Source organism: Streptomyces sp. NPDC111802 (genome assembly GCF_055634335.1).
Window position 1 is genome coordinate 67,444 of sequence record NZ_JBVKCZ010000025.1, and the last position, 23,274, is coordinate 90,717.

The 23,274-nt window shown below is 70.5% G+C and carries 23 protein-coding genes and 1 pseudogene; 23 read left to right on the plus strand and 1 reads right to left on the minus strand.

Features of this window, described 5'->3' with window-relative positions; translation table 11 throughout:
- The first annotated feature begins 289 nt into the window (after positions 1-289).
- From ACZ7NC_RS26430 to ftsH, 5 genes are all read left to right on the plus strand, one after another.
- Positions 290-1,633: an ammonium transporter gene (locus ACZ7NC_RS26430; protein ID WP_471491799.1), complete on the plus strand. Its 1,344-nt coding sequence runs from the start codon at positions 290-292 to the stop codon at positions 1,631-1,633.
- Positions 1,630-1,968 carry a P-II family nitrogen regulator gene (locus tag ACZ7NC_RS26435; RefSeq protein ID WP_003997576.1) on the plus strand — a complete coding sequence of 113 codons (339 nt, stop codon included), beginning with the start codon at positions 1,630-1,632 and terminating at the stop codon, positions 1,966-1,968. The genes ACZ7NC_RS26430 and ACZ7NC_RS26435 overlap by 4 nt, the downstream gene beginning before the upstream one ends.
- A 28-nt stretch (positions 1,969-1,996) precedes the next feature.
- On the plus strand, positions 1,997-4,441 hold the full coding sequence (locus tag ACZ7NC_RS26440; RefSeq protein WP_471491800.1) for a [protein-PII] uridylyltransferase: 2,445 nt from the start codon (positions 1,997-1,999) through the stop codon (positions 4,439-4,441).
- 106 nt (positions 4,442-4,547) lie between these two features.
- Positions 4,548-6,101 carry a signal recognition particle protein gene (ffh, locus tag ACZ7NC_RS26445; RefSeq protein WP_471491802.1) on the plus strand — a complete coding sequence of 518 codons (1,554 nt, stop codon included), beginning with the start codon at positions 4,548-4,550 and terminating at the stop codon, positions 6,099-6,101.
- Positions 6,102-6,191: 90 nt separating this feature from the next.
- The gene (ftsH, locus tag ACZ7NC_RS26450; RefSeq protein ID WP_471491804.1) at positions 6,192-8,126 is read left to right on the plus strand and encodes an ATP-dependent zinc metalloprotease FtsH; all 1,935 of its coding nucleotides are present in this window, start codon (positions 6,192-6,194) and stop codon (positions 8,124-8,126) included.
- On the opposite strand, the gene ACZ7NC_RS26455 is transcribed toward ftsH, so the two are convergent.
- Positions 8,123-8,980, minus strand: coding sequence for an SAM-dependent methyltransferase (locus ACZ7NC_RS26455; RefSeq protein ID WP_471491805.1), 858 nt, complete (start codon positions 8,978-8,980; stop codon positions 8,123-8,125). The genes ftsH and ACZ7NC_RS26455 overlap by 4 nt on opposite strands.
- Before the next feature lie 275 nt (positions 8,981-9,255).
- Here ACZ7NC_RS26455 and ACZ7NC_RS26460 point away from each other — a divergent pair.
- The 18 genes and pseudogenes from ACZ7NC_RS26460 to ACZ7NC_RS26545 form a co-directional block, all read left to right on the plus strand.
- Positions 9,256-9,812: pseudogene (locus tag ACZ7NC_RS26460) on the plus strand (His/Gly/Thr/Pro-type tRNA ligase C-terminal domain-containing protein); the annotation flags it as partial.
- A 260-nt stretch (positions 9,813-10,072) separates the two neighbouring features.
- On the plus strand, positions 10,073-10,669 hold the full coding sequence (locus tag ACZ7NC_RS26465) for a hypothetical protein (RefSeq protein WP_471491807.1): 597 nt from the start codon (positions 10,073-10,075) through the stop codon (positions 10,667-10,669).
- A gap of 346 nt (positions 10,670-11,015) precedes the next feature.
- The gene (rpsP, locus tag ACZ7NC_RS26470; RefSeq protein ID WP_030048919.1) at positions 11,016-11,435 is read left to right on the plus strand and encodes a 30S ribosomal protein S16; all 420 of its coding nucleotides are present in this window, start codon (positions 11,016-11,018) and stop codon (positions 11,433-11,435) included.
- A 2-nt stretch (positions 11,436-11,437) separates the two neighbouring features.
- Complete coding sequence (locus tag ACZ7NC_RS26475; protein ID WP_003973401.1) at positions 11,438-11,677, plus strand: RNA-binding protein; 240 nt, start codon at positions 11,438-11,440, stop codon at positions 11,675-11,677.
- A gap of 83 nt (positions 11,678-11,760) precedes the next feature.
- Complete coding sequence (rimM, locus tag ACZ7NC_RS26480; protein ID WP_471491808.1) at positions 11,761-12,303, plus strand: ribosome maturation factor RimM; 543 nt, start codon at positions 11,761-11,763, stop codon at positions 12,301-12,303.
- Complete coding sequence (gene trmD / locus ACZ7NC_RS26485) at positions 12,303-13,136, plus strand: tRNA (guanosine(37)-N1)-methyltransferase TrmD (RefSeq protein WP_471491810.1); 834 nt, start codon at positions 12,303-12,305, stop codon at positions 13,134-13,136. Before rimM ends, trmD begins: the two co-directional genes overlap by 1 nt.
- 133 nt (positions 13,137-13,269) lie before the next feature.
- A complete protein-coding gene (gene rplS / locus ACZ7NC_RS26490; RefSeq protein ID WP_365057809.1) occupies positions 13,270-13,620 on the plus strand; it encodes a 50S ribosomal protein L19 in 351 nt (116 codons plus the stop codon).
- Positions 13,621-13,680: 60 nt separating this feature from the next.
- Positions 13,681-14,397, plus strand: coding sequence for a signal peptidase I (lepB, locus tag ACZ7NC_RS26495; RefSeq protein WP_471491811.1), 717 nt, complete (start codon positions 13,681-13,683; stop codon positions 14,395-14,397).
- Complete coding sequence (gene lepB / locus ACZ7NC_RS26500) at positions 14,390-15,481, plus strand: signal peptidase I (protein WP_471491812.1); 1,092 nt, start codon at positions 14,390-14,392, stop codon at positions 15,479-15,481. The genes lepB (ACZ7NC_RS26495) and lepB (ACZ7NC_RS26500) overlap by 8 nt, the downstream gene beginning before the upstream one ends.
- Positions 15,369-16,334: a signal peptidase I gene (gene lepB, locus ACZ7NC_RS26505; protein ID WP_471491813.1), complete on the plus strand. Its 966-nt coding sequence runs from the start codon at positions 15,369-15,371 to the stop codon at positions 16,332-16,334. Before lepB (ACZ7NC_RS26500) ends, lepB (ACZ7NC_RS26505) begins: the two co-directional genes overlap by 113 nt.
- Positions 16,335-16,450: 116 nt before the next feature.
- Complete coding sequence (gene lepB, locus ACZ7NC_RS26510; RefSeq protein ID WP_471491815.1) at positions 16,451-17,227, plus strand: signal peptidase I; 777 nt, start codon at positions 16,451-16,453, stop codon at positions 17,225-17,227.
- Positions 17,217-17,729 carry an NUDIX hydrolase gene (locus ACZ7NC_RS26515; RefSeq protein WP_471491817.1) on the plus strand — a complete coding sequence of 171 codons (513 nt, stop codon included), beginning with the start codon at positions 17,217-17,219 and terminating at the stop codon, positions 17,727-17,729. The genes lepB (ACZ7NC_RS26510) and ACZ7NC_RS26515 overlap by 11 nt, the downstream gene beginning before the upstream one ends.
- Before the next feature lie 53 nt (positions 17,730-17,782).
- Complete coding sequence (locus ACZ7NC_RS26520) at positions 17,783-18,091, plus strand: DUF2469 domain-containing protein (protein ID WP_003993268.1); 309 nt, start codon at positions 17,783-17,785, stop codon at positions 18,089-18,091.
- A gap of 88 nt (positions 18,092-18,179) precedes the next feature.
- Positions 18,180-18,542, plus strand: coding sequence for a YraN family protein (locus ACZ7NC_RS26525; RefSeq protein ID WP_471491819.1), 363 nt, complete (start codon positions 18,180-18,182; stop codon positions 18,540-18,542).
- The gene (locus ACZ7NC_RS26530; protein ID WP_471491820.1) at positions 18,543-20,168 is read left to right on the plus strand and encodes a YifB family Mg chelatase-like AAA ATPase; all 1,626 of its coding nucleotides are present in this window, start codon (positions 18,543-18,545) and stop codon (positions 20,166-20,168) included.
- Positions 20,165-21,325 carry a DNA-processing protein DprA gene (gene dprA / locus ACZ7NC_RS26535; RefSeq protein WP_471491822.1) on the plus strand — a complete coding sequence of 387 codons (1,161 nt, stop codon included), beginning with the start codon at positions 20,165-20,167 and terminating at the stop codon, positions 21,323-21,325. The genes ACZ7NC_RS26530 and dprA overlap by 4 nt, the downstream gene beginning before the upstream one ends.
- A gap of 307 nt (positions 21,326-21,632) precedes the next feature.
- Complete coding sequence (gene whiG / locus ACZ7NC_RS26540) at positions 21,633-22,475, plus strand: RNA polymerase sigma factor WhiG (RefSeq protein ID WP_471491824.1); 843 nt, start codon at positions 21,633-21,635, stop codon at positions 22,473-22,475.
- A 114-nt stretch (positions 22,476-22,589) separates the two neighbouring features.
- Positions 22,590-23,147 carry a TetR/AcrR family transcriptional regulator gene (locus ACZ7NC_RS26545; protein WP_471491923.1) on the plus strand — a complete coding sequence of 186 codons (558 nt, stop codon included), beginning with the start codon at positions 22,590-22,592 and terminating at the stop codon, positions 23,145-23,147.
- The last annotated feature ends 127 nt before the right edge of the window (positions 23,148-23,274 follow it).

Here is a 23,274-nt window from a genome sequence, read left to right on the forward strand (position 1 = left end):
GCCCTCCCGAACTGCCCGACTCGGCTCCCCCCATGCCAGGTCATCGGAAGGCCGACCGCGGCCGGTTTCTGTCCTTCGGTGAAGGTTGCGCCACGATAACGATCGCGCAGCCGAACATCTCGGAGTTCATCAACGCGTAACACGCACGGCGCCTTCGTCACGGCGGCGAAACAACGAGGGGCTTCCACCGAAACGGCGCTGCGCCAATCTCTTGGCGCATAACCGGCCCACCCCTCATTCCGCACAGGCTTCGCCCGCACGGGGCCGTACCAACGACGAGGAGACGCCGATGGCACCAGCCATCACGCTCGCGGCAGACGCTCCCACTCTGTCCGCCGCCAACACAGGTTTCATGCTCATCTGTTCCGCCCTGGTGATGCTCATGACCCCGGGCCTGGCCTTCTTCTACGGAGGCATGGTCCGCGTCAAGAGCACTCTGAACATGCTGATGATGAGCTTCATCAGCCTGGGGATCGTCACCATCCTGTGGGTGCTGTACGGCTTCTCCATGGCGTTCGGCACCGACTCCGGCAGCATCATCGGCTGGAACTCGGACTGGGTCGGCCTCAGCAACATCGGCCTGACGGAGCTGTGGGACGGCTACACCATCCCCATCTTCGTGTTCATGGTCTTCCAGCTGATGTTCGCGATCATCACACCCGCCCTGATAAGCGGTGCTCTCGCGGACCGTGTGAAGTTCACCGCGTGGGCGCTGTTCGTCGCCCTGTGGGTCACGGTCGTCTACTTCCCGGTCGCGCACTGGGTCTGGGGCTCCGGCGGCTGGGCCTTCGAGCTGGGCGTCATCGACTTCGCCGGTGGTACGGCGGTCCACATCAACGCCGGTGCCGCGGCGCTCGGCGTGATCCTGGTCATCGGCAAGCGCGTCGGCTTCAAGAAGGACCCGATGCGTCCGCACAGCCTGCCGCTGGTCATGCTCGGCGCCGGTCTGCTGTGGTTCGGCTGGTTCGGCTTCAACGCCGGCTCGTGGCTCGGCAACGACGACGGCGTCGGCGCGCTGATGTTCGTCAACACGCAGGTCGCCACCGCCGCGGCCATGCTGGCCTGGCTGATCTACGAGAAGATCCGCCACGGCGCGTTCACCACGCTGGGCGCCGCTTCCGGCGCGGTCGCCGGTCTGGTCGCCATCACCCCGTCGGGTGGTGCGGTCTCCCCGCTCGGCGCGATCGCCGTCGGCGCCATCGCCGGTCTGCTGTGCGCCATGGCCGTGGGCCTGAAGTACAAGTTCGGCTACGACGACTCACTCGACGTCGTCGGTGTCCACCTGGTCGGCGGTGTCGTCGGCTCCCTGCTGATCGGCTTCTTCGCCAGCGGCAAGGGCCAGTCCGAGGTCGAGGGTCTCTTCTACGGCGGCGGCCTGACCCAGTTCTGGAAGCAGTGCGCCGGTGTCTTCGCGGTCCTCGCCTACTCGCTGATCGCCTCCGCGATCCTCGCCTTCCTCATCGACAAGACCATCGGTATGCGGGTCTCCGAGGACGACGAGGTCGGCGGCATCGACCAGGTCGAGCACGCCGAGACCGCATACGACTTCAGCGGTGCCGGTGGCGGTGCCGCCCGGACCGCCGCAGCCCCCGCCCCCGCCGCCGCAGCCGCGAGCAAGAAGGTGGACGCATGAAGCTCATCACCGCCGTCGTCAAGCCGCACCGGCTCGACGAGATCAAGGAAGCCCTCCAGGCCTTCGGCGTGCACGGCCTGACGGTCACCGAGGCCAGCGGCTACGGTCGTCAGCGGGGCCACACCGAGGTCTACCGCGGTGCCGAGTACACCGTCGACCTGGTCCCGAAGATCCGTATCGAGGTCCTGGCCGAGGACGACGACGCCGAGCAGCTGATCGACGTCATCGTCAAGGCCGCCCGTACCGGCAAGATCGGTGACGGCAAGGTCTGGTCCCTGCCGGTCGAGACGGCCGTACGGGTGCGGACCGGCGAGCGCGGGCCCGACGCGCTCTGAGGCAGGGCAACAGAACAGGAGTCGCTGGGTGACGAGCACGGACGTTTCCAAGGATGCAGAGGACTCGGGACCCAGCGGCTACGCGGCGGCCCGGCTGCGTCTCCTCACTGAGGGGGCGCGGTCCGGGCCGCCGCGCCGTGCCGCCCTCGCGGAACTGACCGACGAATGGCTGACCGGGCTGTTCGCCGCCGGTGCCGAGGGGCTGCGCGGCGTCTCGCTGGTCGCCGTCGGAGGGTACGGCCGGGGAGAGCTGTCCCCGCGCAGCGATCTGGATCTGCTCCTGCTGCACGACGGCGAGGACGGCAAGGCGGTGGCCGCGCTGGCCGACCGCATCTGGTACCCGGTCTGGGATCTCGGACTCGCCCTCGACCACTCCGTGCGCACACCGACCGAGGCACGCAAGACGGCCGGCGAGGACCTCAAGGTCCAGCTGGGCCTGCTGGACGCCCGGCACATCGCGGGCGACCTGGGACTCACGGCCGGACTGCGGACGGCGGTCCTGGCCGACTGGCGCAACCAGGCACCCAAGCGGCTGCCCGAACTCCAGGAGCTGTCCGCCGAACGCGCCGAGCGCCAGGGCGAGCTGCAGTACCTCCTGGAACCCGACCTGAAGGAAGCGCGCGGCGGCCTGCGGGACGCCACCATCCTGCGCGCCGTCGCCGCGTCCTGGCTGGCCGACGCCCCGCGCGAGGGCCTCGACGACGCCCGGCGCCGGCTGCTCGACGTACGTGACGCGCTGCACCTGACCACCGGGCGCGCGACCGACCGGCTCGCGCTCCAGGAGCAGGACCAGGTCGCCGCCGAGCTCGGCCTGCTCGACGCGGACACGCTGTTGCGGCAGGTGTACGAGGCGGCGCGGGTCATCGCGTATGCCAGCGATGTCACGTGGCGTGAAGTGGGGCGCGTTCTGCGGGCGCGCGCCGTGCGGCCGCGACTGCGCGCCATGCTGGGCGGCGCGAAGCCTACCGCCGAGCGCTCCCCGCTGGCGGAGGGCGTGGTGGAGCAGGACGGCGAGGTCGTGCTGGCCCGTGCCGCGCGTCCCGACCGCGACCCCGTGCTCCCCTTGCGCGCCGCGGCCGCCGCCGCTCAGGCCGGACTCCCGCTCTCCCTGCACGCCGTACGGCGGCTGGCGGCCACCGTGCGTCCGCTGCCCACGCCCTGGCCCGCCGAGGCACGCGAGCAGCTGGTGACCCTGCTGGGCTCCGGGCGGCCGACGGTCGAGGTGTGGGAGGCGCTGGAGGCCGAGGGGCTGATCACCCACTTCCTGCCCGACTGGGAGCGGGTGCGCTGCCGCCCGCAGCGCAACGCCGTGCACATCTGGACCGTCGACCGGCACCTCATCGAGACGGCCGTGCGCGCCTCCGAGTTCACCCGCCGCGTCCACCGTCCCGACCTGCTGCTGGTCGCCGCGCTGCTGCACGACATCGGCAAGGGCTGGCCCGGCGACCACTCGGTGGCCGGCGAGATCATCGCCAAGGACGTGGCCGCCCGCATCGGCTTCGACCGCGACGAGGTGCTGGTGCTCTCCACCCTCGTACGTCATCACCTGCTGCTCGTCGAGACGGCGACCCGGCGTGACCTGGAGGACCCGGTCACTGTGCGCTCGGTCGCCGAGGCCGTCGGCTCGCAGGGCACCCTGGAGCTGCTGCACGCCCTGACCGAGGCGGACGCCCTGGCCACCGGCCCGGCGGCGTGGTCGTCCTGGCGCGGGTCCCTCGTCGCCGACCTGGTGAAACGGGTCGGGGCCGTGCTCGCCGGGGACGACCCGGACGAGCCGGAGGCCGCCGCGCCCACCGCCGAGCAGGAGCGGCTCGCCATCGAGGCCGTCGCCACCGGCAGCCCCGTGCTCTCGCTCCGCGCGCAGACCGAGCCGCCGGCCGACGAGCCCTCCGGCGACCTGGAACCGCTCGGCGTGGAGCTCCTCATCGCCGTACCCGACCAGCCGGGCGTGCTGCCCGCGGTGGCCGGCGTCCTGGCGATGCACCGTCTGACCGTCCGCACCGCCGAGCTGAGCGCCCTTGACCTGCCCGACGGCGTCGAGGGCTCCGTCCTGCTGCTGAACTGGCGGGTCGCCGCCGAGTACGGTTCCCTGCCGCAGGCCGCCCGGCTGCGCGCCGACCTCGTCCGGGCCCTGGACGGCTCCCTCGACATCGCCGGCCGCCTCGCCGAGCGGGACGCGGCCTATCCGCGCCGCCGGGGCGTGGTGGCGCCGCCGCCGAGGGTGTCGGTCCATCCGGCGGCCTCCCGGCTGGCCACGGTGATCGAGGTACGGGCCCAGGACGCCCCGGGACTGCTGTTCCGGATCGGCCGGGCGCTGGAGGACGCGGGCGTGCGGATGCGCAGCGCGCATGTCAGCACGCTGGGCGCCAACGCCGTCGACGCGTTCTATGTCACAGGCCCCGAGGGCGCGCCGCTGCCCGGCGAGGAGGCGGCAGCCGTGGCACGCAAGCTGGAGGAGACGTTGCGGGGCTGAGACCCTGTTCCAAGGCTCCGAACCCAGGGATCCCGGCAACCCGCGTCGCCGGGATACCCTGGAGGGCGATTCCCAGCTGCCACCGACCCCGAGGACCGCGAGCGCCGTGTTCGATACTCTCTCCGATCGCCTCTCAGCGACTTTCAAGAACCTGCGCGGCAAGGGACGGCTCTCCGAGGCGGACATCGACGCCACCGCGCGCGAGATCCGTATCGCACTCCTCGAAGCGGATGTGGCGCTTCCCGTCGTCCGGTCGTTCATCAAGAACGTCAAGGAGCGAGCCCTCGGCGCCGATGTCTCCAAGGCGCTGAACCCGGCCCAGCAGGTCCTGAAGATCGTCAACGACGAGCTCGTGACGATCCTCGGTGGCGAGACCCGGCGCCTGCGCTTCGCCAAGCAGCCGCCGACCGTGATCATGCTGGCGGGTCTGCAGGGTGCCGGTAAGACCACCCTCGCGGGCAAGCTCGGCCGCTGGCTGAAGGAGCAGGGCCACTCGCCGCTGCTGGTCGCCGCCGACCTCCAGCGCCCGAACGCCGTGAACCAGCTGAGCGTCGTCGCCGAGCGCGCCGGTGTCGCGGTCTACGCGCCCGAGCCGGGCAACGGCGTCGGTGACCCGGTCAAGGTCGCCAAGGACTCCATCGAGCACGCCAAGGCCAAGGTCCACGACATCGTGATCGTGGACACCGCCGGCCGCCTGGGCATCGACCAGGAGATGATGCAGCAGGCCGCGGACATCCGGGACGCGGTCTCGCCCGACGAGATCCTCTTCGTCGTCGACGCGATGATCGGTCAGGACGCGGTCAACACCGCCGAGGCCTTCCGCGACGGTGTCGGCTTCGACGGCGTGGTGCTCTCCAAGCTCGACGGTGACGCCCGCGGTGGCGCCGCCCTGTCGATCCGGCAGATCACCGGCAAGCCGATCATGTTCGCCTCGAACGGCGAGAAGCTCGACGAGTTCGACGCCTTCCACCCGGACCGGATGGCCTCCCGCATCCTCGACATGGGTGACCTGCTCACCCTGATCGAGCAGGCGGAGAAGACCTTCGACCAGGCCGAAGCCCAGAAGATGGCGGAGAAGCTGGCCTCCAAGAAGGGCCAGGACTTCACCCTCGACGACTTCCTGGCCCAGATGGAGCAGGTCAGGAAGATGGGCTCCATCTCCAAGCTGCTCGGCATGCTCCCGGGCATGGGCCAGATCAAGGACCAGATCAACAACCTCGACGAGCGCGACGTCGACCGCACCGCCGCCATCATCAAGTCGATGACGCCGGGCGAGCGCCAGGAACCGACGATCATCAACGGCTCGCGGCGCGCCCGTATCGCCCGCGGTTCCGGCGTCGAGGTCAGCGCGGTGAAGAACCTCGTCGAGCGGTTCTTCGAGGCCCGCAAGATGATGTCCCGCATGGCCCAGGGCGGCGGCATGCCCGGTATGCCGGGGATGCCTGGCATGGGTGGCGGTCCCGGCCGTACCAAGAAGGCGCCGAAGAAGGCCAAGGGCAAGCAGCGCTCCGGCAACCCCATGAAGCGCAAGCAGCAGGAGCAGGAGGAGGCCGCCCGCCGGGCCGCCGCAGCCCAGAGCGGCGGCGCCTTCGGGGTGCCGGGTCAGCAGGCCGGGCAGGACTTCGAGCTGCCGGACGAGTTCAAGAAGTTCATGGGCTGAGTCCGGCCCGTACGTCACAGAGGGCGCCCCTCTCCGTGAGGGGCGCCCTCTGCGCATGCCATGGCCCGCTGTCTGCCGTAACGTCCAGATATGAGCAATGCCGCGCCACCGCGCAAGGCCCCTGACCAGCCGTGGCGCACCGAAGGCACCCCGGACGAGCCGCCCAGGAGGTCCGGTGGCCGGCGGATGCGCGGCCGCTGGTGGAGCCTGCTGGTCACCGCGGTGGTCGTGTTCCTGCTGGCCTATGTCGGACTGACGTACCTCGACGAGGGCAACGAGCCGACGATCTCCTACACGGAGTTCAGCCGGCAGGTCGACGACGGCAATGTCTCCAAGATCTACTCCAAGGGCGACGCCATCCAGGGCGAGCTCAAGAGCCCTCGGGACAACCCCGAGGGCGATGGTGACTACACCCAGTTCAGGACCCAGCGCCCGGCCTTCGCGGACGACGATCTCTGGCAGGAGCTGAGCAGCCACGACGTCACGGTGACCGCGCAGCCGGTCGTGAAGCAGCGCGGCCTTCTCGTCAACCTGCTGATCTCGCTGGCGCCCCTCGTGATCATCGTGGCCGTGTGGATCTTCGTCGCCCGGAGGTTCGCCGGACGGGGCGGGGCGGGCGGCATGTTCGGGCGCAAGGCGCCGCCCAAGCCGGTCGATCTGCTGCCCGGCAGACACCGCACGACCTTCGCCGACGTGGCCGGCATCGACGAGGTCAAGGGCGAGCTGGACGACGTCGTCGACTTCCTGGAGCATCCCGAGGCCTACCGCAGGATGGGCGCGAAGATGCCGCGCGGTGTGCTGCTCGCGGGTTCGCCCGGCACCGGCAAGACGCTGCTGGCGCGGGCGGTGGCGGGCGAGGCGGGTGTGCCGTTCTTCTCCGCCTCCGCGTCCGAGTTCATCGAGATGATCGTCGGTGTCGGTGCCTCCCGGGTCCGGGAGCTGTTCGCCGAGGCCCGCAAGGTGGCACCGTCGATCATCTTCATCGACGAGATCGACACCATCGGACGGGTGCGCGGCGGCGGCGCCTCGGTGAGCGGTCACGACGAGCGCGAGCAGACGCTGAACCAGATCCTCACGGAGATGGACGGCTTCTCCGGCTCCGAGGGCGTGATCGTCATCGCGGCGACGAACCGCGCCGACATCCTGGACCCGGCGCTGACCCGGCCCGGCCGCTTCGACCGGGTGGTCAACGTCTCCCCGCCGGACCGCCGTGGGCGTGAGGCGATCCTGCGGATCCACACCCGCGACATCCCGCTCGCCGAGGACGTGGACCTGGTCCAGCTGGCCCGCAAGACCCCGGGCATGACGGGTGCGGATCTGGCCAACCTCGCCAACGAGGGCGCGCTGCTCGCGGTGAAGCGGGAGCAGGAGCAGGTGACGGCCGCGGATCTGTCCGAGGCCCTGGAGAAGGTGCAGCTGGGCGCCGAACGCACCCTTGTGATGCCCGAGGAGGACCGCCGCCGCACCGCGTACCACGAGAGCGGGCACGCCCTCCTGGGCATGCTGCAGCCGGGCGCCGACCCGGTCCGCAAGATCACCATCGTGCCGCGCGGCCGGGCGCTCGGCGTGACGATGTCGACCCCCGAGGTGGAGCGGTACGCGCACTCGGAGGAGTATCTGCGCGGCCGGATCATCGGCGCCCTGGGCGGCATGGCGGCCGAGGACGTGGTCTACGGCGTCGTCACCACCGGCGCCGAGAACGACCTCGAACAGGTCACCAACATCGCGCGCGGGATGGTGGCCCGCTGGGGCATGAGCGAGCGCGTCGGCCGGCTGTCCGCCCTGCCGAGCGACGCCCAGCAGGCGTACGGACTCTCCGCCGCACCGCAGACGCTCGACGTCATCGACTCCGAGATGCGCCGGATCGTCGACGACTGCTACGAGGAGGCCTGCCGCAAACTCCGCGACCACCGAGGGCAGTTGACCGCGCTCGCGGAGGCGCTGCTGGAGCAGGAGACGCTGGAGGAGGCGGACGCGTACCGGATCGCAGGCATCTCACGGCTGACCAAGGACGTGGAGGCTTAGGGGACCCGCGCGATCAGGTACCGGAACACGTTCGGCATCCACACCGTCCCGTCCGGCCGCAGGTACGGATGCAGCGCCTCCGCCAACTCCTTGTCCACCTGCACCTGGTCGGTCGCGGAGACCGCCGCGTCGAACAACCCCGTCGACAGCAGTCCGCGTACGGCGCTGTCGACGTCCGCGTATCCGAACGGGCACGCCACCCGCCCGGAACCGTCGGGCCGCAGACCCGCACGCTGGGCGACCTCCTCCAGGTCGTCACGCAGGGCGGGACGCCAACTGCCCGTGCTGCGCAGGGGATCGGCCAGCTTCGTGGCGACCCGCAGCACCGACGCCGTGGCGCAGCGCTCCGGCGGCCCCCAGCCGGCGAGTACGACGGGCGCCCCCCGCTCGGCCAGCGGAGTCGTGGCGGCGAGCATCTCACCGAGCCCCTCGGAGTCACCCGCGAGGCACCCGATCGGCTCGAACGCGGTCACCAGGGTGTACGCGGTGCTCTCCGCGCCGGCCGCTTCCCCGGGCGAGCCGTCGACGAGCCGGGTCTCGGCACGCGCGCGTGTGTCCGATCCCTCGGGCAGCAGCCGCTGCCGGGCGAGGGCCAGCCGTTCGGGGGAGGAGGACTCGACACCGGTGACGGCCGCGCCTCTGGAGGCCGCCGTCAGAAGGGCGAGCCCACTGCCGCAGCCCAGGCCCAGCAGCCTGGTGCCCGGGCCCACGTCCAGTCGCTCGTAGACGGCCTCGTAGAGCGGAACCAGCATCCGCTCCTGGATCTCGGACCAGTCACGCGCGCGTGCACACAGGTCCACGTGGGGCGTAGGGCCCGCGTGAGGTAGGTGCTGCCGCACGAGCGTAGGTGTCATGTAAAGCGCCCCAATCCGCCGAGAGTTGTCGCTGTGCCCGATTACTTCGCCCCCGTGGCAAGCGGTCGCGCTCCCCCCGTATGCCAGGAAACTCCGCACCCGACTCCGCGTCCAGGGGTCGCGGGGCCCTGCTTGCGGGTTCGCTGTGTCCGTGGCGGAAATTCACATTCCGGCAACATGGGCCCGCACCAACTGGCCATGGCAAAGGCACCCGTTCTTACGCCACGGGCACATGACTTGTCGTCCGGCCCCCTCCTGTCGCTGCTGATCAACCAAAGGGGGACGAGCCGGTTCTGGCCAAGGTTCGTGAGATCGGGGACCGGCTGGCCGCGGTGGGCGTCCGGGTCCATGTCGACGACCGCACGAACACCCCGTTCGGACGCCGTGCGGTCGACTGGGAGGTCAAGGGTGTGCCCGTACGGGTCGAGGTCGGCCCCCGTGACCTGGACAGCGGCACGGCGATGCCGGCTCGGCGGATCCGTGGGGGTACCTCCCAGGCCTTCGGCACCGGGGAGGCAAGGAGCCGGTCCCGCTCGACGCGCTGGCCGGCCTGCTCCCCGCGATCCTGGAAGAGGATCAAGCGATGCTGCCGCGTCACTCCCGCGCGCGCCGCGAATCCCGTACGTCGGACGTGTCGACGGTCGAGGAAGCCGCAGAGGCGGCCACCGCCGGCGGCTGGGCGCGCCTGCCGTGGGCCACGCTCGGCGAAGAAGGCGAGGCCAGACCGGCCGAGCACGCGGTGACCGTACGGTGTCTGGTCACCGAGGACGGGTCGGTGCCGGAGACCGACGACGCACCCGGTAGCGTCGCCGTCGTCGCGCGCGCTTACTGAGTGACGCCGGTGTGGCACGAGAGCGGCCTGAACGCCTCTTGCGTATCCGCGGACCACAGCCGCACCGGCGCGTGGACGGGGCGTACGCGCCGGGGCGTACGTCAGACTACGCACCACCTTGTAACGAGCTGTGAGGCTTCTCCACAGATCAGCGCACCCGCCCTCGTCAGGGCGCATCATTCGCAACTGACGGGTACGTGCAAATTATTTGGGATGGCCCGGAATCGGAACACAGCGGCACTCCGGCTCGTTGTCATTACGTGAGCACGACACAGACACCACCAGTTCTCGCCGCAGAGCTGGCAGAGGCGTGGGCCGATATTCAGCGGTACCACCCCGAACTGCCGGATCTCGCCGCGCCAGAGTCCCTGATCGGGGAGTCGTCGTCCGCGTGCGGTCACGAGCTCTCCTTCGAGCGACTGCTTCACGAGGCAGTCCATGGCATCGCCGCCGCGCGCGGCGTGCGCGACACCTCCCGGGCCGGCCGCTACCACAACCGCAGATTCCTCGCGATCGCCGAGGAGCTCGGCCTGGACCACCCCGAGGAGCCGCACCCGAGCAGCGGCTTCTCCCTGGTCACGCTGAACCCCGAAGCCAAACGGCGCTACCGCCCGACCATCGAACGCCTCCAGCGCGCCCTGAAGGCCCACACCGCGGCGACCTCCGCCGACACCAGCCGCACCTTCCGCGGCCCGGCGGCCCGCCATGGCTCCTCCGGAGGCGGCGTCCGCGTCAAGGCGGTCTGCGACTGCGGCCGCAACGTCCGGGTCGTCCCGTCGGTCCTGGCCCAGGCCCCGATCGTGTGCGGCGGCTGCGGGAAGCCGTTCCGGATTCCCGAGGTGGTCGGCGCGGCGTAACGGCGAAGCGTCGGCACCGGCATCTCGTGGCTGCCGGTTCAGGACGCGGCGTCGACGCCGGGGTGCCGTTGCGCAGTCGTGACGGCACCCAGCAGGCGCCGGGCTGCGCGACCACCCCCGCACGGCACCCGATCGCCGGGTGCTCCTCAGCCGTGCCCGGGAGTCCTCCCCGTCCCCTCGGCCAAAAGCGACCCGCAGGGTGTGGCACAATGGCTAGCTGTACTCGACAGCCGCACAGGAACCCTCTCGCCTCCGGCTGACGCGTCCATCGGGCACTCGGGTACCGCAACCCCACGCGGCCATCTCGCCGTGCCCAACCACGTCAAATCCAGGAGAACCCACTCCCGTGGCAGTCAAGATCAAGCTGAAGCGTCTGGGCAAGATCCGTTCGCCTCACTACCGCATCGTCGTCGCCGACTCCCGCACCCGCCGTGACGGCCGTGCGATCGAGGAGATCGGCAAGTACCACCCGACCTACAACCCGTCGGTCATCGAGGTGGACGCCGACCGTGTGGCTTACTGGCTGGGTGTCGGCGCGCAGCCGACCGAGCCCGTCCTCGCCATTCTGAAGAAGACCGGCGACTGGCAGAAGTTCAAGGGCGAGCCCGCCCCGGCTCCGCTGCTGGTTGCCGAGCCGAAGAAGGCGCGCCCGTCGTTCGAGGCCCTTGGTGGCGACGACGAGGGCAAGGGTGAGGCGATCACCCAGAAGAAGAAGGCGGAGAAGAAGGACGAGGCTGCCGCCGAGTCCGAGTCGGCCGAGGCCTGAGCATGCTCGAGGAGGCTCTCGAGCACCTCGTGAAGGGCATCGTCGACAACCCTGACGATGTGCAGGTCGCATCCCGCAACCTGCGCCGCGGGCGCGTGCTGGAGGTCCGGGTCCACCCCGACGACCTCGGCAAGGTCATCGGCCGCAACGGCCGTACGGCACGCGCTCTGCGCACCGTCGTGGGCGCCATCGGCGGCCGCGGTGTCCGCGTCGACCTCGTCGACGTGGACCACGTCCGCTGACGCCGAACGCAGCACCGGCTCGGGCCGGGGAGGGCCACTGGGCCGTCCCCGGCCCGTAGTCGTACGACAGGAGATTTGGACTCGTGCAGCTGGTAGTCGCACGGATCGGCCGTGCCCATGGCATCAAGGGCGAGGTCACCGTGGAGGTCCGCACCGACGAGCCGGAGCGGAGGCTCGCGCCCGGCGCCGTACTCGCCACCGATCCCGCCACCGCGGGACCGCTCACCATCGAGACGGGACGCGTCCACAGCGGCCGTCTCCTACTGCGCTTCGAGGGCGTCGCCGATCGAACGGCCGCCGAAGCGCTGCGCAACATCCTGCTGATCGCCGAGATCGACCCGGATGAGCTGCCCGAGGAGGAGGACGAGTACTACGACCACCAGCTGATGGATCTGGACGTGGTCACCCAGGACGGCGTCGAGATCGGCCGGATCACCGAGATCTCGCACCTGCCCTCGCAGGACCTGTTCATCGTGGAGCGCCCCGACGGCAGCGAGGTCCTGATCCCGTTCGTCTCGGAAATCGTCGCGGAGATCGACCTCGAGGAGCAGCGAGCGGTGATCACGCCCCCGCCCGGACTGATCGACGACCGCGCGGAGATCGCTTCCGGCAGGGACGAGTCGTAATGCGCCTCGACGTCGTCACGATCTTCCCCGAGTATCTGGAGCCGCTGAACGTCTCCCTCGTCGGCAAGGCACGCGCGCGTGGGCAGCTGAACGTCCAGGTGCACGACCTCCGCAGCTGGACGTACGACCGCCACAACACCGTCGACGACACCCCGTACGGCGGCGGCCCCGGCATGGTCATGAAGACCGACCCCTGGGGCGACGCGCTCGACTCCGTCCTTGCCGACGGCTATGAGACCGGCTCCCGCGGGCCCTCGCTGATCGTCCCCACCCCCAGCGGCCGTCCCTTCACCCAGGAACTCGCCGTCGAGCTCTCCGAGCGGCCCTGGCTGATCTTCACGCCGGCCCGGTACGAGGGCATCGACCGCCGCGTCATCGACGAGTACGCCACCCGTATGCCCGTCCACGAGGTGTCCATCGGCGACTACGTCCTCGCCGGCGGCGAGGCGGCCGTACTGGTCATCACGGAGGCCGTGGCCCGTCTGCTGCCCGGCGTCCTGGGGAACGCCGAGTCCCACCAGGACGACTCCTTCGCGCCCGGCGCGATGGCGAGCCTCCTGGAGGGCCCCGTCTACACCAAGCCGCCCGAGTGGCGCGGCCGGGACATCCCGGACGTGCTGCTCAGCGGCCACCACGGCAAGATCGCACGCTGGAGGAGGGACGAGGCCCTGCGGCGTACGACGGCCAACCGGCCCGACCTCATCGAGCGCTGCGACCCCAAGGCCTTCGACAAGAAGGACCGCGAGATGCTCTCCATCCTGGGCTGGATGCCCGACCCGGAAGGGGAGCCGTTCGGCCGATTTTGGCGCAGGGCCGACGACGTGGAAGAATAGCCCGCTGTTGTGCGTCGTCCGGCGCGCGCCCCTGCCACAGGGGGACACGACGCCCGCCCCGACCCGGACAGCATCCTCACGAACATCTATCTCCCGCCTATGACCTGTGGCATGGGCGAAGAAAGCAGACGAAATGTCTCACCTGCTCGACACCGTCGACTCCGCGTCGCTGCGCAGCGACGTCCCGGCCTTCCGCCCGGGTGACACCGTCAACGTCCACGTCCGCGTCATCGAGGGCAACCGCTCCCGTGTGCAGCAGTTCAAGGGCGTTGTGATCCGCCGCCAGGGTGCCGGCGTGCGCGAGACCTTCACGGTCCGCAAGGTCTCCTTCTCCGTCGGCGTCGAGCGCACCTTCCCGGTGCACACCCCGATCGTCGAGAAGATCGAGCTGGTCACCAGGGGTGACGTGCGCCGCGCCAAGCTGTACTACCTGCGCGACCTGCGCGGCAAGGCGGCGAAGATCAAGGAGAAGCGCGAGAACTGAGCGCTTTCGGGGGCTCGCCCCCACGGGGTCCAAAGCGGGGCCGGATAACATCTGGCCCCGATGGACACCGAAGCACAGCCGACGGAGCGCGACCGCTCCTCCTGCCCTTCCGACTCCGAGGCGATCTCGGACCCGGAGGGCCAGGAGGGGCGGTCGCGCTCCGCGTTGGTGTCACGGGTCGCCGCGTGGCTGCCGGGCGGGCGGATCAGCCTGGTCCTGCTGGTCCTGCTGGTGTTTCTGCTGCTGCTCAACATGTTCGTGGTACGGCCGTTCGAGATTCCCAGCGGATCCATGGAGTCCGGATTGAGGATCGGGGACCGCGTTCTCGTAAATAAGTTGGCGTACCGTTTCGGTGCCGATCCGCGGCGCGGGGATGTGGTCGTGTTCGACGGAACCGGGTACTTCGGGGATGCCGACTACATCAAACGCGTTGTGGGTGTGGGGGGAGACCATGTGGTCTGCTGTGACAAGGAGGGGAGGATCCAGGTGAACGGCCGCTCGGTCGACGAGTCGACGTTCCTGTACCCCGGCGACAGCCCGTCCGCGGTGCGCTTCGACGTCGTCGTGCCCGACGGCACCCTGTTCGTCCTCGGCGACCACCGAGGCGCCTCCAGCGACTCCCGCGACCATCTGGGCTCGCCCGGCGGCGGGATGATCCCGGTCGGCGATGTCGTCGGCCGCGCCGACTGGATCGTATGGCCGACCGCCCACTGGACCCGTCTGCACCGTCCGGACGCCTACGCGCGCGTGCCTTCGACGGAGGGCGCGCATGGGTAACCGTGGCAAGCCCCGCGGCGTGCCCAGCAGTCCCGCCGAAAATCTGCTGCCCACCGGTTCGCGGCGTGCCGCCAGCCCCGCGGGCGGTCGTACGCGCGCGGAGCGACGCAAGCTCCAGCGCAAGGTCAAGCGGCGCCGCAGGCGTTCCGCGATCAAGGAGATACCCCTCCTCGTGGGTGTCGCGGTCCTGATCGCGCTGGTCCTGAAGACCTTCCTCGTCCAGGCCTTCGTGATCCCGTCCGGCTCCATGGAGCAGACGATCCAGATCGGCGACCGCGTCCTGGTCGACAAGCTCACCCCCTGGTTCGGTTCCACGCCGCAGCGCGGTGACGTGGTCGTCTTCAAGGACCCCGGCGGCTGGCTCAAGGACGAGCAGACGACGGTGAAGAAGGAGGACCCCGTCGTCGTCAAGCAGGTCAAGGAGGCGCTCACCTTCATCGGCCTGCTGCCGTCCGACGACGAGAAGGACCTCATCAAGCGGGTCGTCGGCGTCGGCGGCGACCGCGTCAAGTGCTGTGACGCACAAGGGCGGGTCACCGTCAACGGGGTTCCCCTGAACGAGGACTATCTGTACCCCGGCAACGCCCCCTCCGGGGCACGGTTCGACATCACCGTCCCGCAGGGCCGGCTGTGGGTGATGGGAGACCACCGGGCCAACTCCGCGGACTCCCGCGTCCACCAGGACCAGGACTACGGCGGCACGGTCTCCGAGGACGAGGTGGTCGGACGGGCGATGTGGATCGCCTGGCCCCTCGGCCACTGGACCACCCTTGAGGAGCCGAATACCTACGCTTCCGTGTCCGACTGGGGGACAGGGTCGACCGCTGCTCCCCAGCTGTCGCATAGGGTTGCCTCGGACGATTCGAACCGAACGATCCAGCTCCCGAGCCCTGCGGAACTCCCGCTCGTTATGGGAGTGGTGGGCCTGCGCCGCGCATGGGGCAGGCAGCGGCACAGAGTAAGGAGTTGGCGTGGGGGATGTGGCGGTTGGCGCACGGTCCGGGCACGACGGCGAGGAGCACCGCGGACACCCCGTGGAAGCAGCCGACCCGGCCGCGGACGGCGCCGTGACCTCCGGGAATGAGCCCGGAGAGGCCGATGGCGGCTCAGGATCGAGCGGACAGCCGCCGATCGACGGCCAGGGGTCCGGGGCAGCCCCCAAGCCGAAGAAACAACGCTCCTTCTGGAAGGAGCTGCCCATCCTGATCGGCATCGCGCTCGTACTGGCGCTGCTGATCAAGACGTTCCTGGTGCAGGCGTTCTCGATCCCCTCCGACTCGATGCAGAACACCCTCCAGCAGGGTGACCGCGTCCTGGTCGACAAGCTGACCCCTTGGTTCGGTTCCGAGCCCGAGCGCGGCGAGGTCGTCGTCTTCCACGACCCCGACAACTGGCTGGCGGGCGAGCCGACCCCGGACCCCAACGCCCTGCAGACCTTCCTCAGCTGGATCGGCCTGATGCCGTCCGCGGAGGAGAAGGACCTGATCAAGCGCGTCATCGGCGTCGGCGGTGACACGATCGAGTGCAAGAAGACCGGCCCGCTGCTGGTCAACGGCAAGGCGCTGAACGAGCCGTACGTCTACCCCGGCAACACGCCGTGCAGCATGGACGACCAGGGCGGCCAGTTCAAGGTCAAGGTCCCCGAGGGCTTCATCTGGGTCATGGGCGACCACCGGCAGAACTCCCGGGACTCGCGCTACAACCAGGCCGACAAGAACCACGGCATGGTGCCCGTCGACGAGGTCGTCGGCCGCGCCATCGTGATCGCCTGGCCGGTCAACCGCTGGGACAACCTGCCGGTGCCGGAGACCTTCGAGCAGAATCTGAGCGCCCGGTCCGCCGCGCTGACCATCGCGCCGCAGGGGCTCGCCCTGGCGGGTGCGGTGCCGCTGGTGCTGTGGCGCCGGCAGCGGACCAGGGCGGCGCAGACGCGCTGACCGTCTGAGGTGTCTGCCCGGCGCGTGATGGCTGGGCAAAGCTTTGCCGAGCCCCTGACCTCGGGCCCCGAGGAGGGGCTGCCCGGTGTCGGTACCGCCGGGTAGGGTGCGGACCCATGGGTGGCGAGAGCACGACACGTACGGCGCCGCGTGACGGTGGCGCGAGCAGGGGCCCGGCGGGCAGCCGGCTCGGACAGCGGTTGTCCGGACTGGCCGTGGCGCTGGGCCTGGTGCTGTTCCTGGGCGGTTTCGCCTGGGGAGCGGTGGTCTACCGGCCGTACACCGTGCCCACCGGTTCGATGGCGCCGACGATCGGCGCCGGTGACCGGGTGCTGGCCCAGCGCGTCGACGGTGAGGAGATTCGCCGTGGTGACGTCGTCGTCTTCACCGACAAGACCTGGGTGACCAACGCGCCCGTCGTCAAGCGCGTGGTCGCCGTCGGCGGTGACACGGTGGCCTGCTGCACCGACGGCAGGCTGACCGTCAACGGCAAGCAGATCGACGAGCCGTATCTGGCCGAGGACAGCCCGGCCGAGTTCCAGAACTTCCCCACCGTGACGGTCCCGAAGGACAGGCTCTTCCTGCTCGGTGACGAGCGCAGCGGCTCCCTGGACTCCACGGCCCACCTCACGGACGCCGCGAGCGGCACGGTGGCGCGCAGCGCCGTGTCGGCCCGCGTGGACGCCGTCGTATGGCCCATGGACGGCATGCTGGAGCGCCCCATGGGCTTCGAGAAGCTCGGCGCGCTGTCGCCGCCGGGGCCGCTGGGCACGGTCGGCGCGATGATCGTCGTGGGCGCCGTGCTGGTTCTGGCCGGCGGGGCGTACGGCCCGATCGCGAATCGGCTCGGAAGCCGCGCCGGCACGCGGAGGGAGCCCGTGGGTGCCCGCTGAGGCGGCCGAGGACCACACACGTGGGCTGCGCAAGGTCGCCCGGGTCGTGCTGCTCGACCCCGACGACCGCATCCTGCTCCTGTACGGCCATGAGCCGGAGGATCCGGCCGACGACTGGTGGTTCACGCCCGGCGGGGGACTCGAGGGCGACGAGACGCGCGAAGAGGCCGCGTTGCGGGAACTCGCCGAGGAGACCGGCATCACGGAGGTCGAACTCGGCCCCGTGCTGTGGCGGCGGATGTGCTCCTTCCCGTTCGCGGGACGCCGCTGGGACCAGGACGAGTGGTACTACTTGGCCCGTACGACGCAGACGGCGACCCGCGCCATGGGCCTCACCGAGCTGGAGCGACGCAGCGTCGCCGGTGCGCGCTGGTGGACGTGTCAGGAACTTGCCCGAGCACATGAGACGGTGTATCCGACCAGACTCGCCGAGCTGCTGCGCGCACTGCTCGACGAAGGTCCCCCCGCCGGGCCCGTGACCCTTGACCCCGAAATTGTCTAGGTGCTGACGGGACTGGCGCACAATGGTGGGATCGCACGGCTGAAGGGGATGCCATGAGCGCCGAGGACCTCGAGAAGTACGAGACCGAGATGGAGCTCAAGCTCTATCGGGAGTACCGCGATGTCGTCGGTCTGTTCAAGTATGTGATCGAGACCGAGCGGCGCTTCTACCTGACCAACGACTACGAGATGCAGGTGCACTCGGTCCAGGGTGAGGTTTTCTTTGAGGTGTCCATGGCTGACGCCTGGGTGTGGGACATGTACCGGCCGGCTCGCTTTGTGAAGCAGGTCCGGGTGTTGACGTTCAAGGACGTGAACATCGAAGAGCTGAACAAGAGCGATCTGGAGTTGCCGAGTGGGTGACGGACTTATCCACAACCGCTGAGTTGTCCACCAAGATCCACTTGGTGGAGGCACTTGCGTGACGGTTGGCGCCGGAGGTGGTGCCGACATGAACGCACGAAGTGCACTCGGCAGGTACGGCGAGACCCTGGCCGCGCGGCGGCTGGTCGAGGCCGGGATGACGGTTCTGGAGCGCAACTGGCGCTGTGGCAGGACCGGAGAGATCGACATCGTGGCGCGGGACGGTGACGTCCTGGTCGTGTGCGAGGTCAAGACGCGCAGGAAGGGTGCCTTCGAGCATCCGATGGCCGCTGTGACCCCCGAGAAGGCGCAGCGCCTGCGGGGCCTCGCGGAGAGCTGGCTCCACACCCACGGAGGCGCCCCACCGGGAGGCGTCCGCATCGACCTGATCGGCGTCGTCCTGCCGGAGCGGGGCGCCCCCGTCGTGGAGCACGCGCGGGGGGTGGCCTGAATGGGGTTCGCTCGTACGTGCTCGGTGGCGCTGGTCGGCGTCGAGGGTGTGGTGGTCGAGGTCCAGGCGGATCTGGAGCCTGGCGTGGCGGCGTTCACGTTGGTGGGGTTGCCGGACAAGAGCTTGACGGAGAGCCGGGACCGGGTGCGGGCGGCCGTGGTGAACTCGGGCGGTGAGTGGCCGCAGAAGAAGCTCACCGTCGGGCTCAGCCCGGCGTCGGTGCCCAAGGCGGGCAGCGGCTTCGACCTTGCCGTCGCGTGCGCCGTCCTCGGTGCCGCGGAGCGGATCGATCCGCGGGTCCTGGCTGACATCGTGATGATCGGCGAACTGGGACTGGACGGACGCGTACGCCCCGTCCGGGGCATCCTTCCCGCCGTGCTGGCCGCGGCGGACGCCGGCTACGAGCAGGTGGTCGTCCCGGAGTGCGCCGCGGCCGAGGCGTCGCTCGTGCCGGGAGTGTCCGTCCTGGGAGTGCGCAGCCTGCGCCAGCTGATCGCCATCCTCGCCGACGAACCCGTACCCGACGAGGAGCCCGTTGAGCTGGGCCGCCCGGATCCGCTGCTCGCGGGCCTGCGTGTGCCGGGGACGGGCGCGGCCACGGGCATGCACAGCATGGGCGCCGCCCAGCTCGACCACGGGCACGACATGGCCGATGTGGTGGGCCAGCTCTCGGCGCGTACGGCCGTGGAGGTCGCGGCGGCGGGTGGGCATCACCTGTTCCTGGAGGGGCCGCCCGGCGCCGGCAAGACGATGCTCGCGGAGCGGCTGCCGGCCATCCTGCCGCGGCTCAGGAGGGAGGAGTCGCTGGAGGTCACGGCGGTGCACTCGGTGGCGGGCCTGCTGCCCCCGGGCAAGCCTCTGATCGACGTGGCCCCCTACTGCGCCCCGCATCACTCGGCGACGATGCAGGCACTCGTCGGCGGAGGACCCGGCATCGCACGGCCCGGCGCGGTCTCCCTCTCCCACCGGGGTGTTCTCTTCCTGGACGAGACGCCGGAGTTCAGCGGTCAGGCCCTCGACGCGCTGCGACAGCCCCTGGAGGCCGGGCACGTCGTGATCGCGCGCAGTGCGGGCGTCGTGCGCTTTCCGGCCAAGTTCCAGATGGTGCTCGCCGCGAACCCCTGCCCCTGCGGCCGCTTCTCCCAGACCGACGACATGTGCGAATGCCCGCCCTCGGCGATCCGCCGCTACCAGGCGAGGCTGTCCGGACCGCTGCTCGACCGGGTCGACCTCCGGGTCGAGGTGGACCGAGTCACCCGCGCCCAGCTGACCGAGCGCGGAGCCAGGGGCGAGTCCAGCGCCACGGTCGCCGAGCGGGTGCGCGCGGCCCGCGAGCGGGCGTCTGCCCGGCTCACCGGCACCCCGTGGCGGACCAACAGCGAGATCCCCGGACGTGAGCTGCGCAGCCGCTGGTACGCCGCGGTCGGCGCCATGGACGAGGCGGAGCGGAACCTGGAGCGCGGTGTACTGACGGCCCGTGGCCTCGACCGGGTCCTGCGGGTCGCCTGGACCGTCGCCGACCTCGTCGGCCACGACCGGCCCGACGCGACGGACGTCGCCCTGGCGCTGCAACTGCGCACCGGTGTGCCGCGCGGCGTGCCCATGGCCCTCGGGGCACTGACATGAACGCGAGCGGGGACCCGGACGGCGAACTGCTCGGCCGGGTCTTCCTCAGCCGGGTGCTCGAACCCGGCGACGAGGTGGCCGGGCGATGGGTGCGGGAGTTCGGGGTGGGAGAGGTGGTGCGGCGGTTGCTGGAGGGGGCGGAGCCCCTGCCCGGGGTGAGTTTCAAGCGGTGGGAGGGCCTGCGGGCTCGGGGGGCGCGGGCAGAGCCCGGTCGGGATCTCGCCGTCGCCCGGGAAGCCGGGGTGCGGTTTCTGTGTCCGGGGGACATGGAGTGGCCGGGGCAGCTCGACGACCTCGGGGACGCGCGGCCCGTCGGGTTGTGGGTGCGGGGGCCGGCCAGTCTGCGGATGTGGGCCCTGCGGTCCGTGGCCGTCGTCGGGGCCCGCGCCTGCACCGAGTACGGCGCCCATATGGCGGCCACCCTCGCCGGCGGGCTCGCCGAGCGGGGGTGGGTGGTCGTGTCCGGCGGCGCCTACGGGGTCGACGGAGCCGCTCACCGGGGTGCCCTCGGCGCCGGCGGAGCCACCGTCGCGGTGCTCGCCTGCGGGGTCGACCGGCCCTATCCGCGCGGGCACACCCAGTTGATCAACAGAATCGCGGAACAGGGGCTCGTGCTCGGGGAGCTGCCGCCGGGCGACCATCCCACGCCCAGCCGGTTCATCGTGCGGAACCGGGTGATCGCGGCGCTGACCCGGGGCACGGTCGTCGTCGAGGCCGCTCATCGCAGCGGCTCACTGGTCACCGCCCGGGCGGCCCAGCGGTTGGGCCGTCACACGATGGGGGTTCCCGGCGCGGCCACCAGCGGCCTCTCCGCCGGCGTCCACGAGCTGCTGCGCGGGGACGCCGTCCTCGTCACCGATGCCGCCGAGGTCGTCGAACTGATCGGCGACATGGGAGAGCTGGCCCCCGAGCGCCGCGGACCCGTCCTGCCGCGAGATCTGCTGGAACCGGCGGCCCGCCGGATCCTGGCCGCCCTGCCCGGCCGACGCGCGGCGCGAGCGGACGAGATCGCGCGCGGTGCGCAGACCACCGAGGACGACGCGATCGCGAGACTGTACGAACTCCGCTCACTTGGCTACGTCGAACGACACGGCGACAGCTGGAAGTTGACACGCCAGGCGATGATGTCCGTTCGGGCCGGTCGCGGCAGCTGCTGACCGAGCGTGTTCGGCCGTACGGGGGAACACGGACGCCCTTGGAAATTCCCCCAGTTGGGGTGTTCGGGTGATCACGCAGTGCAATCGTTATGCCCCGGCGGGGCGTCCAGCGGAACGTATCTGCGTACGGCATGCGCTGCGCCCTTCGCGCACCGCGACACTGCAGTCACGCTACGCTCACGAGGATTCCGGCTCAGACCGGCACCTCGGCACCGGAAGGTCCCCGGAACGGCACCAGAACGACATCAGACCGACAGCTCCCCCAAAGCACCCCCGCACTTCACGGCAGAACGGCACTAGGCAACGAATGCCCCAGCACACCTCCGGGTCCGACCGGGCGGCGATCCCCCCAGCCGCCCGTGACGATGGCAGCGTGCGGCCGCCCGCTCCCTCGACGCTCGACGAGCTGTGGCGGTCGTACAAGGCGACGGGGGACGAGCGATTGCGCGAGCAGCTGATCCTGCACTACTCGCCGCTCGTCAAGTACGTGGCGGGCCGGGTGAGCGTCGGTCTGCCGCCCAACGTGGAGCAGGCGGACTTCGTGTCGTCGGGGGTGTTCGGGCTGATCGACGCGATCGAGAAGTTCGACATCGACCGGGAGATCAAGTTCGAGACGTACGCGATCACGCGCATTCGGGGCGCGATGATCGACGAACTCAGGGCGTTGGACTGGATCCCACGGTCGGTGCGGCAGAAGGCGCGGAACGTGGAGCGGGCGTACGCGACCCTGGAGGCCCGGCTGCGACGCACGCCGACGGAGGCCGAGGTGGCCGTCGAGATGGGGATCGCGGTGGACGAACTCCACTCGGTCTTCAGCCAGCTGTCGCTGGCGAACGTGGTGGCGCTGGAGGAGTTGCTGCACGTCGGGGGCGAGGGCGGCGACGGTCTGAGCGTCATGGACACGCTTGAGGACACCGCCGCGGACAATCCCGTGGAGGTCGCCGAGGACCGGGAGCTGCGCAGGTTCCTGGCACGGGCGATCAACACGCTGCCCGAGCGGGAGAAGACCGTGGTGACCCTGTACTACTACGAGGGACTCACGCTCGCCGAGATCGGGAACGTGCTCGGGGTGACCGAGAGCCGGGTGAGCCAGATCCACACCAAGTCGGTACTCCAGCTGAGGGCGAAGCTGGCCGCGTTCGGTCGCTGACCTGACCTGACCTCACCTGACCTGGGCGGACCGGGTGGGGTTCCGTGGAGAGACTCCCGTCCGCGGGGGCGCGTCCGTAAAGTGGTTGACGTGCCAAGGATTCGAGCGGCCTCCGTGGCCGAGCACCGGTCGATGCAGCGAGCCGCCCTGCTGGACGCGGCGCGATCCCTGTTGTCCGAGGGCGGGACGGAGGCGCTGAGCTTCCCGGCTCTCGCCGAGCGGACGGGGCTCGCGCGTTCGTCCGTCTACGAGTACTTCCGCTCACGGGCCGCCGTGGTCGAAGAGCTGTGCGAGGTCGACTTCCCGGTCTGGGCCGCGGAGGTCTCCGCGGCGATGGAGCAGGAGGCGACGGCCGAGGGCAAGGTCGAGGCGTATGTGCGCCGGCAGCTCGCGCTGGTGGGGGACCGGCGGCATCGGGCCGTGGTGGCGATCTCCGCGAGTGAGCTGGACGCCGGGGCTCGGGAGAAGATCCGGGCGGCGCACGGTGGGCTGGTCGCGATGATCGTCGAGGCGCTGGGGGAGATGGGACACGCCGAGCCCCGGCTGGCGGCGATGCTGTTGCAGGGTGTCGTGGACGCCGCTGTGCGGCGGATCGAGCTGGGAGCGGCGGAGGAGCCTTCGGCGATTACGGAGGCGGCAGTCGCCATGGTGCTGAGGGGGGTTCGGGGCTGAGGTCAGGGCTGTGCGACCCGGTGCTGACAGGTGCCCGGCGGTGCCGCTGCGGCCGGGGCGTCGCGCAGCCCGGCGGTGACGGGGTGCCGCCCGCGCCCACCCGTGCCGCCCCCGGCGACACGAAAGC

Coding starts and splice junctions, on each gene's coding strand:
- ACZ7NC_RS26430 (WP_471491799.1), top strand. CDS start 290: ATGGCACCAGCCATCACGCTCGCGGCAGACGCTCCCACTCTGTCCGCC.
- ACZ7NC_RS26435 (WP_003997576.1), top strand. CDS start 1,630: ATGAAGCTCATCACCGCCGTCGTCAAGCCGCACCGGCTCGACGAGATC.
- whiG (WP_471491824.1), top strand. CDS start 21,633: ATGCCCCAGCACACCTCCGGGTCCGACCGGGCGGCGATCCCCCCAGCC.
- trmD (WP_471491810.1), top strand. CDS start 12,303: ATGCGCCTCGACGTCGTCACGATCTTCCCCGAGTATCTGGAGCCGCTG.
- ACZ7NC_RS26525 (WP_471491819.1), top strand. CDS start 18,180: ATGAACGCACGAAGTGCACTCGGCAGGTACGGCGAGACCCTGGCCGCG.
- dprA (WP_471491822.1), top strand. CDS start 20,165: ATGAACGCGAGCGGGGACCCGGACGGCGAACTGCTCGGCCGGGTCTTC.
- lepB (WP_471491811.1), top strand. CDS start 13,681: ATGGACACCGAAGCACAGCCGACGGAGCGCGACCGCTCCTCCTGCCCT.
- ACZ7NC_RS26455 (WP_471491805.1), bottom strand. CDS start 8,980: ATGACACCTACGCTCGTGCGGCAGCACCTACCTCACGCGGGCCCTACG.
- ACZ7NC_RS26520 (WP_003993268.1), top strand. CDS start 17,783: ATGAGCGCCGAGGACCTCGAGAAGTACGAGACCGAGATGGAGCTCAAG.
- ACZ7NC_RS26475 (WP_003973401.1), top strand. CDS start 11,438: ATGCTCGAGGAGGCTCTCGAGCACCTCGTGAAGGGCATCGTCGACAAC.
- lepB (WP_471491815.1), top strand. CDS start 16,451: ATGGGTGGCGAGAGCACGACACGTACGGCGCCGCGTGACGGTGGCGCG.
- ftsH (WP_471491804.1), top strand. CDS start 6,192: ATGAGCAATGCCGCGCCACCGCGCAAGGCCCCTGACCAGCCGTGGCGC.
- lepB (WP_471491812.1), top strand. CDS start 14,390: ATGGGTAACCGTGGCAAGCCCCGCGGCGTGCCCAGCAGTCCCGCCGAA.
- ACZ7NC_RS26530 (WP_471491820.1), top strand. CDS start 18,543: ATGGGGTTCGCTCGTACGTGCTCGGTGGCGCTGGTCGGCGTCGAGGGT.
- rplS (WP_365057809.1), top strand. CDS start 13,270: ATGTCTCACCTGCTCGACACCGTCGACTCCGCGTCGCTGCGCAGCGAC.